Source organism: Asanoa ferruginea (genome assembly GCF_003387075.1).
In the GTDB taxonomy this organism is placed as follows: Bacteria; Actinomycetota; Actinomycetes; order Mycobacteriales; family Micromonosporaceae; genus Asanoa; species Asanoa ferruginea.
On record NZ_QUMQ01000001.1, the window covers coordinates 6,107,527 to 6,124,726 of the forward strand.

A 17,200-nucleotide genomic window follows, 5' to 3' on the forward strand; every position below is an offset into this window, starting at 1 on the left:
TTTCGTCCTGTCTACTTCGGAATCCGATTGTCGCCCGCGGCCTTCAGCCCTTCACCGCGCTGGACGTCAGTGACTGGATGAACGTCCGCTGCGTGGCCAGGAACGCGACCAGCACCGGAACAACAGCGATGAGGTTGCCGGCCATCACGGCCGACCACTGCGTCCGGTGTTGTCCCTGGAACGTCGCGAGGCCGAGTTGCAGCGTGTAGTTGTGGTCGTTGTTGATGGCGATCAGCGGCCACGCGAGGTCATTCCAGGTGGTCAGGAAGGTCAGGACCGCCACGGTGCCCAACGCCGGTCTCGCCAGGGGCACGACGACGAGCCATAGGGCCTTCAGACGGGAGCAGCCGTCGATCCAGGCAGCTTCCTCGATCTCCCGCGGAAGGGATAGGAAGAACTGCCGGAACAGGAACACCGCGAAGGGAGTGACCAGCGAGGGTACGATGAGCGCCCCGAGGGTATCGATCAGCCCCAACTTCTTCATGATGAGGAACGTCGGGATCATCGTTATCTGGAACGGGATGACCAAGGTACCGAGCATCAGCGTCAGCATCGTCTTCGATCCGCCGAACCGCAGCCGCGCGAAGGCGTAACCGGCGAGCACGCCGAAGACCAGGTTCCCGACCACGACGACGAGCGCCACGATGCTGGAGTTGAGGAACCAACGCGGAAAGAGCGCGTTGTTCAGCACGTACCGATAGCCGTCGAGGTGCAGCGAGTCGGGGATGATCGTCGGTGGGAACTTGTTGATCTGCGCGTTGGTCATGAACGAGCTCATGACCAGCCATGCCAGCGGCAGAGCGAACAGCAGCGCGACAGGGACGAGCACCAGATGCCACGGGCTGAACGGAAGCCATCTGCGACGCCGGGCGCCTTGCACCGTGGTCACGGTCGCCTCACCACCTCGTGATCGCGGCGTCGCGCGAAGCGAACACCGATGCTGAGCAGCAGCAGGCCGAAGGCCAGCACGTAGGCGGCCGCTGCGGCGTAGCCGGCGTTGAAGAATTCGAAAGCCTGCTGCCAGACGTAGAAGACCACGACGGTGGTCGACTCCAAGGGACCGCCCCGGGTCGTGACAAACACCAGGTCGAAGACCTGCAAGGCCTGCAGGGTCTCCCAGACCACGAGGAACACCGTGATCGGTCGCAGCGCGGGCCATACGACGTATCGGAACGTCGCCCACCTGCCCGCTCCGTCCAGGGCCGCCGCCTCGACCAGTTCGCTCTGGATGTCCTGCAACCCCGCGAGGTAGACCACGACGCAGAAGCCGACGCCGCTCCAGAGCCCGATGAGCACGAGCAGATACAGGGCCTGGTTCTTGTCGGCGAAGAAGCCCTGGGGTGGAATGTCGAACCAGTTCAGGACGGCGTTGGCCAGGCCGAAGTGCGAGTCGAAGATGAAGGAGAAAAGTACGCCCTGCGCGGTCGCCGAGATGACGAATGGCACGAAGACCAGTGTTCGATAGACGCCGATGAGCCGGATCTTGCGGTTGAGCAACAGAGCCAACCCGAGCCCGCCCACGATCGACAGTGGAACGAACAGGGCGGTGTAGATCAACGTGTGGCCGACCGCGGCGCGGAACGCGGGATCATGACTGAGGAGATCGTAGTTCTGCAGTCCCACCCACTCGGCCGGCGTGATCAGGTCGGACCTCTGCAACGACAGGATCAGCGACCATGCCATCGGCAGTATGCCGAGGCCGAGGATGACGACGCAGGCCGGGAGGATATAGGCCCAGGCGGTCCCCGCCTCGCCGAAGCTTCGCCTGGCGTGCGGTCGCCGCCGGCTCGGCGCCTCCCGGTCGACGACCGCCGCCCGAAGCTTGATGCCCACCCGAGTTCCTAACCGGCGGCAAGGGCAGCGTTGGCGGCCTGCACGGCCGTTTTGAGCGCTTCCTCGGGTGTCCCCTGGTTGAGGACCATCTTGGTGATGGCCTGGCCCAGGGGCTGCGAGATGCGTGGATAGTTGCGGATCGTCGGGCGGGTCCGCGCATAGCCGAGCGCGTTCGAGAAGACGTCAAGGCCGGCGGTGGACTGCAGGTGCTGCTTCCACTCGGCGGACTCGGAGGTGCTCTTGCGCAGCGGCAGGCTGCCGGCCTGGGTGGCCCATTGAATGTCCTGATCGGCGGCCGTGACGAACTGCAGGAACTCGACGGCGGCCTTGACCTTCGCCGATCCGTTGTCGAAAACCGTCCAGGTGTCCGGGCCGGCGATGGTGACCCGCTGTCCGTTGTAGCTCGGAAGCGGAACCACGCCATAGTCGACCTTCGCTTCGATGATGGCGGGTAGCTGCCATGGCCCGGTCGCGATCATGCCCATCTTGTTGCTGTTGAAGATCTGGTACATCGTCTCGCTGCCCGGCTTGGTATCCGGGTAGGCCGACTTGTCCGCACCCAGTTGCTGGATCGTCCGCAGGGCCTTCAGACCCGCGTCGTTGTCGAACCCGACCTTGCGCCCGGAGTCGTCCACGATGGCACCACCCAGGTCCCAGATCATCGGGTAGATACGCCAGACGCAGTCTTCCCCGCCGTCGGCGGGCCATCCCGTGCCGAAGATCCCCTTCCCGGGATTGGTCAGCCGCTTTGCCGTGGCGACGAACTCGTCCCAGGTCCAGGCCTCGGTCGGCTCCGGCACCCCGGCATCCTTGAAGACCTTCTTGTTGTACGCGACGCACAGGTTGTCGATCAGGGCCGGGAAGCCGTGCACCTTCCCGTCGACGGTCACCGCGTCGCGAGCAGCGGGGAAGAAGTCGTCCCACTTCGCCTCGGGTGGGGTGATGAACGACTGCAGGTTCGCGACCTTGGGGCTGCGGGCGACACTCGCGATGTCCGGCCCGAAGATGTAGGCGATGTCCGGGTAGGTGCCGCCGGAGAGCGCGGTGGTGATCTTCTGCAGCATGGCGTCGGCCAGCACGCCGCCAGTGCTCGCGTCGACCTTGATCTTCGGGTTCTTGCTCTGGAAGCTGGCCACGATCTTGTCGATAGCTTCCTTACCCGTGTCGTTCTGCCCGTGCCACATGGTGATGGTGACGGTGCCGTCGGCCGCCACGCTGTTGTCGTCATCCGAGCCACATGCGCTCAGGATCGGTGCTATCCCGGCCAGCGCGGCCAGGCTAAGTCCACCTCGTAGAAAGTCTCGCCGAGTGGGCACGCTGCCGGAGGGCTGTCGTACGGTCACTGAAGGTCTCCCCCTTCTGGTGCTGCGGCGTGATGGCTGGTGCGAGCAGAAACTGTTCGTTCCGCTTCCAACCCTTGCGCAGCGGTTCGGGTGCGAGCGTTCACTGGGTTGCGGTGGTGGCTACGGCAGGTTGGGCCGCGCCCTATGTGTTCGAGATTTCGAACGCTGTCCGATAAAGCGCACGGAATCTATCCAGCTGATTTCGGGGTGTCAATGACTTGCCCAAACGCCCGCGCATCCGCCGTCGCATGGCTACAGCACCGTGAGCGCGTCGCCGGAGAGCACGACCGAACGGGTCAAGTTACGCGGGGTGTCAGGGTTGAGGCCGCGCGCTTCGGCGAGCTCGACCGCGACGCGCTGTGCTACGACCAGCGAGGCCAGCGGATCGAGCGGCAGGTCGACCACCGTCGCACCGACCGCGTGCACCTCGCGTGCCAGGGCGGCGTCGAGTGGACCGAACGACCACACGACGCTACCGGGGCCCGACACGCTGATGGGTCCGTGCCGGTATTCGAGGGCGGGGTAGGCCTCCGTCCAGGCCTGTGCGGCCTCCCTCAGCTTCAGCCCAGCCTCCTGGGCGAGGCCGACCGTCCAGCCGCGGCCGAGGAACGTCCACTGTGAAACGGCGCTGGGGTCGACCGGCAGTCGCGTGTTGAGCGCCTGCTCGGCATCGGTCGCGGCACGCTCGTCGCCGTCGCCGGCATGGGCCCGGAGCAGGGTGAGGGCAGTGGTGGCGAAGCGTGTCTGGACCACCGAACGCTCATCGGCGAAAGGCAGCGCGATCACGCCGTCCGCGACCGCCGCTACCGGACCGTCCGGGACCGCTGTGATGAGGACAGAGCGCGCGCCGTGGCCGCGGCTCAAGACGTTCGTGACCTCTGATGTCGTGCCGGAGCGGGAGATCGCCACGATGACGTCGTAACGGCGTCCGTGCGGCATCTCGGACGCCGCGAACGCGTCGGTCCGGCCGTGGCCGGCACTCTCCCGCAGACTCGCCGCCGCTTGGGCCATGTACAGCGACGTGCCGCAGCCGACGATGCACACGTCCTGGCCAGGTGCTGGCAGTAGGTCGGCGACCTCGTGCAAGACCCGCTGGGCGCGGCGCCAGAGTTCGGGCTGGGTTGCGATCTCATCTGCCGTGGTGCTCATCGCAAGATACTCGGACGGCGCTTCGTGCGCTGTCAAGCATTTCTTCTAGGCATTCACGCAGATCCGAGCAAACTCGCGCAGAACTTGTGCAAACATGAGCGTGTTGCGATGCTCATGCGGGTGGCCGAGTTCGCCAGCCGGTGCCCACGACACCGGACCCGAGACAGTGGACACGTCGCGAACCGGCCAGCGGGTCGATGCGCGTTTGGACACCCGGGCGGCGCGTTGATCAGGAGTTCATGATCAACGCGAATCGGGGGTGCCAACCGTGACGGTGACTCCGGCAGCGGAGATGGCGGCCAGCGCGGCCGGGTCGGCGCTGGCGTCGGTGACGAACTCATCGATGTCTTGCAGCGCACAGATGCGGGCGAGGTGGACGCGGCCGACCTTGGAGCCGTCTGCGACGACGATGACGCGCTGCGCCTGGCGGATCATCGTGGCGTTCGTGTTCGCCTCGATGTCGTCGTGCGTCGTCAGGCCGGCACGTGCGGAGATCCCGTCCACCCCCACGATCGCCACCTCGATGTTGAGCCCGCCGAGGGTGCGGTCGGCGATCGGACCGACCAGTTCGTAGGACTGCGTCCGTGAGACGCCACCGGTCATGACGAGCTTCAGCCGGGGACGTAGCGCCAGTTCGGCCGCGATGTTGAGCGCGTTGGTGACGACCGCCAGATCGAACCGGTCGGCGAGCAGGCGCGCCACCGCGTGAGTGGTGGTGCCGCCGGTCAGTCCCACCGTGAGCGGCCCGTGCGGCAGCCGGGAGACCGCCGTGCGCGCGATCGCCAGCTTCTCCTCCCGGTGCTGACCGACGCGGTAGCGGACCGGCAGCTCGTAGCTGACCTCGGCCGCGATGGCACCGCCGTGCGTACGGTTCAGCAGCTTCTGGTCCTCCAGCGTCTGGAGGTCACGGCGGATGGTCGCGACCGAAACGGCGAACTCCTTCGCCAGCGCCCGAGCATCGACCGAGCCGTCGCTCGAGATGCGGTCCAGGATCGTCGACACCCGGTCGGCGCGACGCAACGTGCTACGAGCCATGCGAGCTCCCTGCCAGTCATGAACACAAACGCGCAATCAAGCTAGTTCATTTACGCGCGTTTGAGCAAGAAAGGCTTGCCAGGCCGCTCGCGCAGGCAGAGGATCCGCAGATGGCTATATCACGTTCCTCGGCGCACCCGGCGCCCGCACTGACCCCGATAAGGCGGCGGCAGATCCTCGCGGCCGCATTGGCTACGCCGCTGTTGTTGACGACGACAGCGGCGCCCGCGTCGGCCGCGAAGCCGTGCGTGCAGGATCCGACGGTCGCCGCCCTGAAAGCGAAGATCAACGAGCTCTATGCGAGTGGATCCGGCTTGGTGGGCCGCACCCACAAGATGCAGGCGTTCATCATGGAGCTCGCACTCCACGCGAAGACGCGTAACCCCGACTTCAAGATCATTCCCCAGGATGCGGCCGCGCTGGCCTTCATCGACGGCGACGTGAGCAAGGGAGTGCTGCCGGATCTCGTCTCTCTCGTCGATGGCTGGGGTAAGGAGTCACTGCTCCTCGGCGGGGACGGAACGACTCCGACCTCGGAGCAGGCGGCCTACATCGCGCTGGTCAAGGAAGGCCTGATGGTCACCGAGACCTCGACCGTCAACTCGCCCGCGCAGCTTCAGGAGTACTACCGCCGAGCCCAGAACTGGGGCATCATCCCCTACCCGCGGATCGGCGGGACACTGGCTCAGCAGCTGTTCCCGGGCAAGCGCTGGGCGCAGAACGGTGACTACTTCTGGGTCGAGAACCCAGCGACGATCGGTCTCAGCGGCCGGATCGACGGCAAGAGGAATGTCCGCGACCTGACCGACGCCCGGAACTACCTCTACAACATCAACGGCCGGCCCTTCGACGCCTGGAGCACGTGGGACGACGAAGAGGCCGCCGCTCTCGCGGCGGGCGAGCCCGACCGGACGAGGATCACCGACTCCTACGGAAACGGTCTGCTGGTTCCGTCCCCAGGTGGTCGCTACCGGCCGGCGGGAGACGCCACTGTCGTGCAGAACGCGATAGCTCAGTACGGCGACCAGTGGGACTGGTGGTGGCGGGCTGCGGGTCTCAACGTGAACGACGGCCGGAAGACGTGGCTCAACGCGCTGCGAAACTCCGACTACGACGTCATCTACATCGACTCCTTCTACAACCACCGGGCGCTGCCCGGGGAACAGACGCCGCTGACGCGCGCCGAGATCGAAAGCCTCAAGCGCAAGCCGGGCGGCGGCAGGCGGCAGGTCATCGCCTACATCAGCGTCGGATCGGCGGAGCAGAACCGTTGGTACTGCCAGGACGACTGGGTCTGGATCGACCCCACCAACCCGAACACCGAACGGAGCATGAAGTCCGGCAAGATCGTCAACACCGTCTACTCGCCGCCCGAGAACGCCCCGGCGTGGCTGGCCCTGGGATACGGCGGCAACTACGCCGAAGAGGCCGTGGTGCAGTGGTGGAACCCCGAGTGGCGCGACATCATCGTCAACGGTGGCAGCCCGTACGCGAACATCGCCACTCATGACAACACGTCCTCCATCGACCGAATCATCAGCCAGGGATTCGACGGCGCGTACCTGGACAACGTCGGCGTCTACAGCCGGACGAGCGGCGGCGGCGGGTGGAACGCGTTCGAGGCCTACTGGCTTGCTAACGGCGGCATTCCTGGTGAGGATCGCCCGTACATTCCGGTGGGCACGGTCAAGCCCGGCAACCGGCAGGCCCACCTCGACTTCGCGATCGCGTCAGCGAACGGGAAGGGGTATTCGGTCTACCTCAAGGCGGCCGATGCGCAGGGGCCGTTCAAGCCTTACCGCGACGTCAACTACGACGCCAAGGGCGTGCACATCAAGGGCCTGACCAACGGCACGCAGTACCTCGCCTACGTGCAACGCGTCGCCGGCGGAGCGACCTCGAGAACCGAGACGGTGAGCTTTACGGTGGGTCACCGATGAAAATGAGGCGGGCGCTCTCTCTGCTGCTGGCTCCGGCGCTGCTGCTGACCATGAGCGCGTTTTCTCATGGCGGAGTCCAATGTGCGGGTTCCTCGGCGCCGCTGGTGCCGCAAGGCCTGAACTACACGGAGAACCCGGTCGACGTGCCGAACCCGGACAGAGGGTTCTACCGTGCCAACGACGGGATGGTGGTGCCGGTCACCGGCCAGGGCTCCGGAACCGTCAACGTCGGGAACAGCCCGGTGACCGTGGGTGGCGCGGTCGTCAATACCCGCATCAGCCACATCTACTTCGATCTGAGGAACTACTCGAGCAATACCTTCACGTCGCGGGGCACCAGATATACCGCGAGCTATCGGGCCCCCGCGGATGTGTCGATACAATCACGGCCCGGTGACAAGCCGCCGTACGCCTACGCGACTCATTTCGACTACTGGAAGGCAAACGTCCTGCCCACGTGGCCGCGCGGCACGTCCCAACCCTTGACAGCGGATGCCCTCGCCTACATCAGGGCCAAGCTTCAGGAGGTCAGGAACGGCAACGGGGTCACCATGGTCCGCTTCAACTACGACGGCCTGGGCTACAGCTGGGTCTCCGTCGAGCATCCGCAGGACGGCTACATGGACCGGTCCGTCGCGGACATCGAGCCGGACAAAGCGACCGTTCTCCAGCACATCGCGCAGCTGAAGCCCATCCTGCACGAGTTCGAAGACGTCATCATGGGGGTGGACGGAGGCTTCTTCGGTCCCTGGGGCGAAGAGCACTCGACGACCTTCGGCACGAGTCCGCAGGCGTACGCCTGGATGCTGAACGCGTTGCTGGACGCCGTCCCCGAGTCGCGCTCGATCACCGTCCAGGGTGGCGCGTTCGTGTCGTGGTACAACGCGAAATACCACACCCACTACACCTTCCAAAACATCGACAAGATGCCGCCACCGAAGGCGGGTACCCCAGAGGCGCGGTTCGGCTTCTTCAACGACAGCTATGCGTACGGCGAGGACGAAGGGGACAACTACCCCAACGACTGGGGTTCGCTGTCCGAAGGGGCCGGCTGGCCGGGTAACCCGCTGGGCGCCGCGGACACGTATGACCGCGGCCGGCTGATGACCTGGATCAGGAAGCAGAACAACCTCTATGGCGGCGAGGCGCAGGGCGACGCGACCCTTTGGAACACCTATCCGTTCGTCGGCTGGGAAGCCGCTTATGCACAGACCGTCTACCTGAACGCGGACTACGAGGACTCCGTCCACGACAGGTGGGGAGACTTCACGTACACGAAAGACAACGTCAAGCAGAAGATGACGAATGCGTACGAGGAGCCGTACCGGACGGAGTACGCGACCTTCGACCCCCTGTACGACGGCAGAACCGGAGCGGAGTACTTCCGCGACAGACTGGGCTATCGGTTGGTGCTGCGTGACGCGAACGCGAGCGGGTGGGTCAAGCAGAACGGCACCCTCGAGTTCGACGGAAGCATCCAGAACGTCGGCTTCGGGAACATCGTCAACAAGAAGAACGTGTCGGTCGTCCTGAAGTCCAAGGCGGATGGCAAGTCCTACACGGCGCTGACCAAGATCGACGCGAGGAACTGGCGGCCCGACCTGGACAGCAGGGCGAGCAACACCGCCGCCTACCGCGATCTGAGCTTCGCGATCGACATGCACAAGTTCGGCAACGTGCCCGTCGGCGACTACGACATCTACCTGAAGATCAACGATCCCAAAGAGACCACCCCCAACAAGCGCAGCATTCAGTTCGCGAACAATGGCGAGGGCATCTGGGACGCCGACCTCGGCGCGAACCTGCTCGGCTCGACAACGGTCAACGCCGCCAACGACATCCCCGTCACGCGCATCAAACCCGGTAACGGCCAGGTGGACCTGGACTTCGCGATCGGGTCGTCGAACGGGAAGGGGTATTCGGTCTACCTCAAGAAGGCGGATGCGCCAGGGCCGTTCACCCTCTACAGCAACGTCAACTACAACTCGAAGGGCGTGCACATCAAGGGCCTGACCAACGGCACGCAATACTTCGCCTATGTGCAACGCAACGCCGGCGGAAAGACCTCGAGAACCGAGACCGTGAGCTTCACGCCGGGTCACCGGTGACGTGAGCGCCACCCTGCGGTGGTCGGCTCGGCCGATGCCGCGGGGGAACGGCGTGGTAGTTGAGGTCGGCCGGTCGTTCCGGCCGGCCTCGGCCCTCCCGGTTGACCTCTCGGCCCGTCTCTGTGATCAACAGAGATAGGCCTATCCGCTCGTCTTCGCCACTCCGCCCGTGCCGCTGAATTAATACACTGGGCCGCATGGCCGGGCCGTCAGCTGATCTGCGAGTGCGCCGCCTCGAGCTGCTGGCCGTCATGTCGCTGGGTGCCGATCTCGGCCTCGGTCAGCCGATGGAGCACGTGCTGCGTGAGTGCCTGATCGCGATGCGCCTGGCCGAGCGAGTCGGACTGGATACGAGGGGCCGCGCGACCGTTTGCTACACGGCGCTGCTGACCTGGGTCGGCTGCCACGTGGACGCCTACGAGCAGGCGAAGTGGTTCGGTGATGACCTGGCATTCAAGTCTGACTTTCCGATGGTCGACGGGGCGGGGACGGGTTTCGTCCTGCGTCATCTGGGTGCCGGGCGACCGCTGGTCGACCGGGCCCGGCTCGGGTTGGCGCTGATCGGCGGTGGCCGGCGCGAGGTCGAGGCGATCATCGACAACCATCGGCGGGCAGCGGAGGATCTGGCCCACCAGCTCGGTCTCGACGCCGAGGTTCGGGACAGCCTTGGGCAGGCTTTCGAACGGTGGGATGGAAGGGGTACCCCAGGGCTGGCCCGGGGGCCCGCGATCTCGCTGGTCGCACGGCTGGTGACCCTGGCTGATGTGGTCGAGGTTTTCCACCGGTTGGGTGGCGTTGAGGCGGCCGTGGCGGTCGCCCGTGAGCGGCGGGGGACTCAGTTCGATCCGGAGCTGGTCGATCTGTTCGTGTCCGTCGCCGACGAAATCTTGGTGGGGCCTGACGGCGAGGCGACCTGGAGCGCGGTGATCGCCGCCGAGCCCGAGCTCGACGTCGTGCTGACTGGCGCGGAGCTCGACGCGGCGCTCGCGGCGGTAGCCAACTTCGCCGATGTGAAGTCGCCTTACACGCTCGGCCATTCGTGCGCGGTGGCCCTGCTGGCCGAGTCGGCGGCTCGTACCGCCGGACTGGTCGAGGCTGACGCGGTGCTGGTGCGGCGGGCCGCGTATGTCCATGACCTCGGCCGGCTTGGCGTGTCCAATACCATCTGGGACAAGCCGAGCAGCCTCAGCGTCGGCGAACGGGAACGGGTGCGGCTGCACCCGTATCTGACCGAGCGGATGCTGGCGGCGTCGGCACTCGCTCCACTGGGGACGGTGGCGATAGCCCATCACGAACGGCTGGACGGCTCTGGATACCCCCGGGGCATCACCGGCGATGCTCTGCCCATGGTCGCCCGGATTCTAGGAGCGGCCGATGCCTACCGGTCCAAGCTGGAACCGCGACCGCACCGAGCCCGGCTGACGGCCGATCAAGCCGCGGCCTACCTGCGCGATGAGGCACGGGTCGGCCGGCTCGACGGCGACGCGGTCGAGGGTGTGCTGCACGTGGCCGGGCACGCGGTGCGTCGCCGCCGCTCCTGGCCGGCCGGGCTCACGGCCCGAGAGGTCGAAGTCCTCCGGTTGGCCGCCCGAGGGCTGGCGGTCGCGGCCATTGCCGCCCAGCTAGGCATCTCCAAAAAAAACCGCCGCCAACCACGTGGAGCACATCTACGTCAAGATCGGTGTGTCCAACCGGGCCCGGGCCAGTCTGTTCGCCGTGAAGCACGGCCTGATCGGCGACGACGACATCGACGCGGAGTCGCGACAAAGATGAGGTGAATGCCTCATGTCCGCCCCCGTGCTCCGACCTAACGTCGATCGCATGGGCACCGGCATGAGGGAGACGGCCTTGACTCGCGTGGTGTGGGACGGCGACAGCAGCTACGAGATGGTGCTCGAGGCGCACTGCGACGCCTCGCCATCCGCGGTCTACGACGTGCTGGCAAACCTGGAGACCCACCTGGACTGGGCCGGCCGCAAGCAACGGCACGGGTTTCAACTCACGTCGCTGCGGGCCGACGGCCCGATGCGGGCCGGCTCCGAATTCACGAGCGTCGGATCAATGCCGATGACCCGCACCCGTTGGCAGGACCACAGCGTGGTCGTGCGCGCCGACCAGGCCGCCGTCATCGAGTTTCACACTGACGGCGTCGCGGTGTGGCCAACCGGCCGCCGCACCGAGGCCCGGTGGGAGCACCGCTACGAGATCGAGCCGGCCGCCGACGGCGCGCGGGTGACCTACCGGCTGCGCCGGGCATCCATGACGAACCCGCCGCTGCGGATGCGCCTTCCCCTCATGGCCACGCTGACGCACCGCGTGATGATCCCGTTCCTGTGCCGCCGTGGCTTCCACAATCTGCTCTGGGCAGCCGAACAGTTGGCCCAGCCGGTGCCGCCCGCGGCTCGGTCCATCGACTGACATGCGCTCCACTCGCGGTAGAGCAGTAGGTCCTGTCCGTCTTGGTTTCTGCCGGTATCTTACTGGCCGGCGCCATCACGATCTTTCTTCCCTCAATCGAGCCGATCAAGAACATGCGGGGCCTAGGTGGCGCGATGCGCGCCGAGGAGGCCGCCGAGGCTGAAGCGACCACCGAACGCCGCTAGAGGATCTCGCGGGGCCGCCCCTGCAGGGGAAACCGCGTATCGGTGAGCTGTTCGGAAAGTGACCAGAGCCTCGCGGCCATCTGTGGTCCTGGGCGTCGGCGGCGCTCCGCGCATGTGCCCGAGGCGGCTGGGTCCGGCGAAGCTGTTGCCCGGTAGGTCGGCGACGGCCGCGGCGGTGGTCGCGGCCGCCTACCGCTGGACGATGCCCGCGTGGCCACCTGGTGGAAACGCGCGTCGCCGTGCGCCATCCTATGCGTGGCTCTACGAAGGGATCGGGACATGACGACGATTTCCACTCGGGACGGCCGGTTGCTCGACGTGGACGTGAGCGGCCCCGCCGACGGTGTACCGCTGGTCTTCCACCACGGCACCCCTGGGTCGGCTTGGCCGTTGCGTTACATGCGGCGGGGCGTGCACGAGCGGGGCCTGCGGCTCGTGACGTTCTCCCGGGCCGGTTACGGCGGCTCGACGCGCGCTGCGGGCCGGGCGGTGGTGGACGTGGTCGCGGATGTGCGGGACGTGCTCGACCACGTCGGCGCTCCGCGCTGCCTGGTGGCGGGCTGGTCCGGGGGCGGGCCGCACGCCCTCGCGACGGCCGCGCGGCTGCCGGAGCGGGTGGTGGCGGCGCTGGTGATCGCCGGGGTCGCGCCGTACGACGCCGAGGGCCTGGACTTTCTCGCCGGCATGGGCGAGGACAACGTCACGGAGTTCGGCGCGGCGGCGCGCGGGGAGCAGCACCTGCGCCCATACCTGGAGAAGGAGGCCGAGGGGATGCGCGACACCGACGCCGCCGGTCTGATCGCCGGGTTGTCGAGTTTGCTGCCGCCCGTGGACCGGGCCGTGCTGACCGACGAGTTCGGCGTGGATCTAACGGCCGGCTTCGCGGAGGGGCTGCGTCTGGGCGTCGACGGCTGGCTCGACGACGACCTCGCCTTCATTAGGGACTGGGGTTTCGAGCTGGCCGAGATCGCCATGCCGACGTACGTGTGGCAGGGCAGCGAGGACCTGATGGTGCCCTACGCCCACGGCAAGTGGCTCGCGGCGCACGTGCCGGGGGTGACCGCCCATCTGGAGCAAGGGGAGGGACACCTGTCGGTGGGAGTCGGGGCTTTCGACCGCATGCTCGACGAACTCGTTGCTGCGCTGTGATAAGGCGGTAGGCCCTCGAGGCCGCAGAGGGCATATCCATCGATCGGATATGCCCTCTGAGCTGTGTCGGGACGACCCCCAGCTCTTGGCTGGGTGAGCGGCATGCTCAGCAACGTATTCCCAGGTCGTGCAAAGCATAGACCAGCCGAGTAAAGGAGTCTTGTTGATGCCTCCTATGTAGACGCTGCGGGCTCCAGCGTAGACCACACACCGATGGCGCCCAGAAGCGATGTATCGACCGCGTTGGGATATCGGTAACAGTGCGAGAAGTCGGCCTACGCGGCTGGGCGAGAACGCCTGCGAAACGGCGGCGGCATCGCCGTGCTTGCGCTGCAGCGCGCGGTTGGACATCCCAGATCGGGCAACCCGTCGGATCGCCGCGTACAGGTCGACCCGGGAACGCGGCTGTGTCATCGGTGGCACTCCTGACGTGAGCACGCCGTGGGCACGACTTTCGGCACCGGGCCACTGCCCGGGAACGGTGACCGCATGCGACCACAGCCCGGAATGACTGGCCCTACCGAGGTGCCTGGTCATGTGCTGCGCAGGGGTTCGGTGGGCGGTACTGAGTCGGCCCGGAGTGCGGGGTACGACCGACGACGGAGCCGATGAGCAGTGAGTAGGCCAGGTCGAGTCCCACTGAGGCCCAGGTCAGTACGACGGCCCGGCCTTGCGTGGTGACGAAGACGTTGGTGACGAGCACGCTGCTTGCGCGGTGCCTAATCGGTCTTCCCGCAACACCTCGCGGGCCCCTCAGCGTTCGCTGCTGAAGAACCGTAGCAACAGCGGGCCGACGGTCTGTGGGTCGACGACGTGATCCGGCACCTCGAGGGTCTCCCGTTGAGCGTGGGGTAGTAGGTCTGTAAGCTCGTCGGCCGCGCGGTCGAAGAAGTCCGAGGGCAGGCCTGCCATGTAGGGGACCGTGATCGGTCCTCCGGTGGTGACCAGGACCGGTTGGGTGACCGTTGCCAGTCGATCGGCCGGCAATTGGTAGCGGTTGAGGAAGACGCTGTCGTGGACCAGCGTGGGCGCGAGGGCGACCGAATGCGCCCAATGCGCCGTCTGCTTGCCTGCCGCTTTCCTGGCCGCGATGTTGTCGTCGGAGGCGCCGGTCATGCGCATGAACAGTTCGAGAACCTCCTCGTCTCGCCCGGCGTCGAAGGCGCGTCGGGTGTCTGCGATGTACTCCTCGAATCGCGGGCGTATGTCGTCTCCAACCGCGTAGGGCACCTCCCAGACGGCGATCGTGTCGATGGCTGACCCTGCCGCGGCGGCCTCCAGCGCCAGCGCGCCGCCTGACGACGCCCCGAACAGGTGTGCCGAGCCGCCCGCCTCCGCGATCAACGCATCCAGGTCCTCGATCTCCCTTTCCACGGCGTACGGCTCGGTGAAGCCGCTCGCGCCGCGTCCCCGACGGGCATAGTTGTAGACCGTGAAGTGCTCGGCGAGAGCTGGCGCCAAGGGAGCGTTCTCCACCCCCTCGTCGAGTGCTCCGCCCACCAGAATGACGGCCGGACCGCTTCCTTCCCTGTCGTAGGCGATGGTGGTGCCATCGTTTGATGTCATGCGAAAGGCCATCTCGTTCATCTCACATCTCCGTTCGAGAGGTTTGTCTCAGCGCCTGAACAGCGTGCCGACGACGGCCTCGGTGCGCGACCACCGCGTCCTTGCGATCACGGCCGCTACGACGAGTAAGGCGAGCGGCAGCCAAGGGCTCTGCTCGAGCACGAACTGATCGGTGATGACAGCACCGGTCAGCAATGCCGCCAACCCGAGACTGGCCAGGCCCGCCAGAGCCGGGATCAGAAGTCCAACCCCTCCCGCGACCTCCAGCGCTCCGACCAGGTATCGGAGCCACTGGCCAGCCCCGATGTCGGCGAACATGTCCACCATGACCGGGTCGCCGGCGAGCTTCGAGATTCCGCCGCTGGCGATTATCGCCGCCAGCACGACTTGCAGAATCCAGACCCCGATGCTGCTCGCCCGCCCGGGCGTGTGCGCAACGGTTTCCGAGTTGTTCTGGGGGATGGTGCTCATTCGGCTCTCCGTGTCGTGTCCGGGCCTGGTACCGGTGATGGCGTTGGCCGAGTGGGCCGGGTTGTCGGAGTTGATTTCGACCAAGTGCTCGCGGTAGGGGCATCTACTTCTTGTTGCGGTAGAGGACCATGGTGATGGGACCGAAGACCGCGACGAGAAGTACGGACGAGACGAGCACCCAGCCGATTTCCCCGGCGGGCACCGAGCCGTCCATCAGGCCGCGTACCACGGTCGCCAGGTGGCTGATCGGGTTGACCTCGACGACCGCCTGCATCCACCCGGGCATCGTCTTCGGGTCCACGAAGATGTTGCTCACGAACGTCAGCGGGAACATCACCATCATGCTGACCCCCGCCACCGAGTTCGGCGTGCGCAGGATCAGGCTGAGCATCGTCCACAGCCACGACAGGCAGAACGAGAACACCAGCAGCAGCACCACCGAGAGCACCACGCCGACGGCGCCACCCTCCGGCCGGAACCCTAGGACCAGTCCGAGCGTGATGACGATCGCCGACCCGATCGAGTAGCGCACCAGATCGCCGAGCAGGGCGCCGACAAGCGGGGACGGTCGCCACACCGGGAGCGCCCTGAACCTGTCGAACACGCCCTTCTGGATGTCGGTGTTCAGCGTTATGCCGGTGTTCATGGTGATCATGACGTTCGCCTGCACCAGGATGCCGGGCAGCAGGAACTGCAGGTACGCCTGTGTCGACCCGGCGAGCGCGCCGCCGAACAGGTAGGTGAACATCAGCGTGAACATGATCGGGAACATGGTCACGTCGACGAGCTGCTCGGGCACGTGTTTGATCTTCAGCAGCGCCCGCCAGCCGAATGTCAACGAGGTGAGCACCGGGCCGGGGCGAGACGGCCGCTCACCGGCCAACAGCACACTGCGCAGCGCGTCCTCGGTGACCGGCGCCGACGCCTGCTCCGCGGTCGTGGCATTCATGCGGCATCCTCCTCGGGTGTCTCCTCGGCGGTGTGTCCGGTCAGGGTGAGGAACACCTCGTCCAGGCTCGGCTGACCGAGCGCGAACTCGGTGACGTCGATGCCGCCGCGGGACAGCTCGGCCACGGAACGGGCGACCCGCTCGGGGTCGGAGATCCGCGCGGACAGCGCGGCCGGGTCAGCGGAGAGCTCGATCGGCACGTCGAGCGCGGCGGCGAGGACCCGTTCGGCCTCGGCGCGCTGCTCGGGCGCACGCAGGCGTACATGCAGCGAGCCCGCGCCGACCGATGCCTTGAGCTGGCCGATCGAGCCCTCGGCGATGACCTTCCCGTGGTCGATCACCGCTATCCGGTCGGCCAGCTGGTCGGCCTCGTCGAGGTACTGCGTGGTCAGCAACACGGTGGCGCCCTCGGCGACCATGCCCCTGACGATCTCCCACACCTGGTTCCTGCTGCGCGGATCGAGCCCGGTCGTGGGCTCGTCGAGGAAGATCAGTTCGGGGGTGACGACCAGGCTCGCCGCGATGTCGATGCGCCGGCGCATCCCGCCGGAGTACTTCTTCACCTGCCGATCGGCGGCCTCGGCAAGACCGAACGCGTCGAGCAGGTCGGTCGCCCGCTCCCTGCCTCGGCGGCGTGAGTAGCCGAGCAGTCTGGCGAGCAGCAACAGGTTCTCCACCCCGGTGAGGTCCTCGTCGACCGACGCGAACTGCCCGGTGAGGCTCACCCGGGTCCGTACCGAACGCGCATCACGCACGACGTCGTAGCCGAGCACTTGCGCCTCTCCGGCGTCGGGGCGCAGGAGCGTGGCGAGCATGCGGATCGTGGTGGTCTTGCCCGCCCCGTTCGGGCCGAGCACGCCGTACACGCCCCCGGCGCTCACGGCCAGGTCCACACCGGCGACCGCGTGGGTCGTGCCGAAGCTCTTCTTCAACCCTCTCGTCTCGATCGCGAGCTTTCCCATGGGTTCGATTCCTTCTCTCGGCGTTGCGAACGGATTGGTGAGCTAGTCAAGTTTGACTACTTGGCCAGAGTGCACGAGGAGGAAACGTCTAG

The 17,200-nt window shown here is 66.5% G+C and carries 14 protein-coding genes; 5 read left to right on the forward strand and 9 right to left on the reverse strand.

The features are described from left to right. Positions 1–43 precede the first annotated feature (43 nt). From DFJ67_RS28575 to DFJ67_RS28595, 5 genes are all read right to left on the reverse strand, one after another. Positions 44–889, reverse strand: a complete 846-nt coding sequence (locus DFJ67_RS28575) for a carbohydrate ABC transporter permease (RefSeq protein ID WP_170216026.1) — start codon at positions 887–889, stop codon at positions 44–46. Next, positions 886–1,833: a carbohydrate ABC transporter permease gene (locus DFJ67_RS28580; protein WP_239097360.1), complete on the reverse strand. Its 948-nt coding sequence runs from the start codon at positions 1,831–1,833 to the stop codon at positions 886–888. Before DFJ67_RS28580 ends, DFJ67_RS28575 begins: the two co-directional genes overlap by 4 nt. An 8-nt stretch (positions 1,834–1,841) precedes the next feature. Continuing rightward, complete coding sequence (locus tag DFJ67_RS28585; protein WP_203783907.1) at positions 1,842–3,047, reverse strand: ABC transporter substrate-binding protein; 1,206 nt, start codon at positions 3,045–3,047, stop codon at positions 1,842–1,844. A 381-nt stretch (positions 3,048–3,428) separates the two neighbouring features. Then, entirely contained in the window at positions 3,429–4,325 is an 897-nt protein-coding gene (locus DFJ67_RS28590; protein ID WP_116070870.1) for an SIS domain-containing protein, read from the reverse strand. A 243-nt stretch (positions 4,326–4,568) separates the two neighbouring features. Then, positions 4,569–5,360, reverse strand: a complete 792-nt coding sequence (locus DFJ67_RS28595) for a DeoR/GlpR family DNA-binding transcription regulator (protein ID WP_116070871.1) — start codon at positions 5,358–5,360, stop codon at positions 4,569–4,571. Positions 5,361–5,470: 110 nt separating this feature from the next. Between DFJ67_RS28595 and DFJ67_RS28600 the strand changes: the two genes are divergently transcribed. From DFJ67_RS28600 to DFJ67_RS28620, 5 genes are all read left to right on the forward strand, one after another. Next, the gene (locus tag DFJ67_RS28600; RefSeq protein WP_147315637.1) at positions 5,471–7,300 is read left to right on the forward strand and encodes an endo alpha-1,4 polygalactosaminidase; all 1,830 of its coding nucleotides are present in this window, start codon (positions 5,471–5,473) and stop codon (positions 7,298–7,300) included. Next, a complete protein-coding gene (locus tag DFJ67_RS28605) occupies positions 7,297–9,408 on the forward strand; it encodes a DUF4832 domain-containing protein (protein ID WP_116070873.1) in 2,112 nt (703 codons plus the stop codon). The genes DFJ67_RS28600 and DFJ67_RS28605 overlap by 4 nt, the downstream gene beginning before the upstream one ends. Before the next feature lie 197 nt (positions 9,409–9,605). Further along, complete coding sequence (locus DFJ67_RS28610) at positions 9,606–11,186, forward strand: HD domain-containing phosphohydrolase (protein ID WP_211333968.1); 1,581 nt, start codon at positions 9,606–9,608, stop codon at positions 11,184–11,186. Positions 11,187–11,256: 70 nt separating this feature from the next. Next, the gene (locus DFJ67_RS28615; protein WP_147315638.1) at positions 11,257–11,826 is read left to right on the forward strand and encodes an SRPBCC family protein; all 570 of its coding nucleotides are present in this window, start codon (positions 11,257–11,259) and stop codon (positions 11,824–11,826) included. A gap of 464 nt (positions 11,827–12,290) precedes the next feature. After that, the gene (locus DFJ67_RS28620) at positions 12,291–13,160 is read left to right on the forward strand and encodes an alpha/beta fold hydrolase (protein ID WP_116070875.1); all 870 of its coding nucleotides are present in this window, start codon (positions 12,291–12,293) and stop codon (positions 13,158–13,160) included. A 753-nt stretch (positions 13,161–13,913) separates the two neighbouring features. Here the strand turns inward: DFJ67_RS28620 and DFJ67_RS28625 are convergent. The 4 genes from DFJ67_RS28625 to DFJ67_RS28640 form a co-directional block, all read right to left on the reverse strand. Beyond that, positions 13,914–14,747: an alpha/beta fold hydrolase gene (locus DFJ67_RS28625; RefSeq protein WP_116070876.1), complete on the reverse strand. Its 834-nt coding sequence runs from the start codon at positions 14,745–14,747 to the stop codon at positions 13,914–13,916. A 27-nt stretch (positions 14,748–14,774) separates the two neighbouring features. After that, entirely contained in the window at positions 14,775–15,197 is a 423-nt protein-coding gene (locus DFJ67_RS28630; RefSeq protein WP_116070877.1) for a DoxX family protein, read from the reverse strand. Positions 15,198–15,300: 103 nt separating this feature from the next. Continuing rightward, the gene (locus tag DFJ67_RS28635) at positions 15,301–16,146 is read right to left on the reverse strand and encodes an ABC transporter permease (RefSeq protein WP_116070878.1); all 846 of its coding nucleotides are present in this window, start codon (positions 16,144–16,146) and stop codon (positions 15,301–15,303) included. Further along, positions 16,143–17,108 (reverse strand): ATP-binding cassette domain-containing protein, encoded by a 966-nt coding sequence (locus DFJ67_RS28640; RefSeq protein WP_116070879.1) that lies wholly within the window; start codon positions 17,106–17,108, stop codon positions 16,143–16,145. The genes DFJ67_RS28635 and DFJ67_RS28640 overlap by 4 nt, the downstream gene beginning before the upstream one ends. Between the last annotated feature and the right edge of the window lie 92 nt (positions 17,109–17,200).

Excerpts from the sequence above, each read along its gene's own strand:
- DFJ67_RS28590 (WP_116070870.1), bottom strand. The coding sequence starts at position 4,325 with ATGAGCACCACGGCAGATGAGATCGCAACCCAGCCCGAACTCTGGCGC.
- DFJ67_RS28595 (WP_116070871.1), bottom strand. The coding sequence starts at position 5,360 with ATGGCTCGTAGCACGTTGCGTCGCGCCGACCGGGTGTCGACGATCCTG.
- DFJ67_RS28600 (WP_147315637.1), top strand. The coding sequence starts at position 5,471 with ATGGCTATATCACGTTCCTCGGCGCACCCGGCGCCCGCACTGACCCCG.
- DFJ67_RS28605 (WP_116070873.1), top strand. The coding sequence starts at position 7,297 with ATGAAAATGAGGCGGGCGCTCTCTCTGCTGCTGGCTCCGGCGCTGCTG.
- DFJ67_RS28610 (WP_211333968.1), top strand. The coding sequence starts at position 9,606 with ATGGCCGGGCCGTCAGCTGATCTGCGAGTGCGCCGCCTCGAGCTGCTG.
- DFJ67_RS28620 (WP_116070875.1), top strand. The coding sequence starts at position 12,291 with ATGACGACGATTTCCACTCGGGACGGCCGGTTGCTCGACGTGGACGTG.
- DFJ67_RS28625 (WP_116070876.1), bottom strand. The coding sequence starts at position 14,747 with ATGAACGAGATGGCCTTTCGCATGACATCAAACGATGGCACCACCATC.
- DFJ67_RS28630 (WP_116070877.1), bottom strand. The coding sequence starts at position 15,197 with ATGAGCACCATCCCCCAGAACAACTCGGAAACCGTTGCGCACACGCCC.
- DFJ67_RS28635 (WP_116070878.1), bottom strand. The coding sequence starts at position 16,146 with ATGAATGCCACGACCGCGGAGCAGGCGTCGGCGCCGGTCACCGAGGAC.
- DFJ67_RS28640 (WP_116070879.1), bottom strand. The coding sequence starts at position 17,108 with ATGGGAAAGCTCGCGATCGAGACGAGAGGGTTGAAGAAGAGCTTCGGC.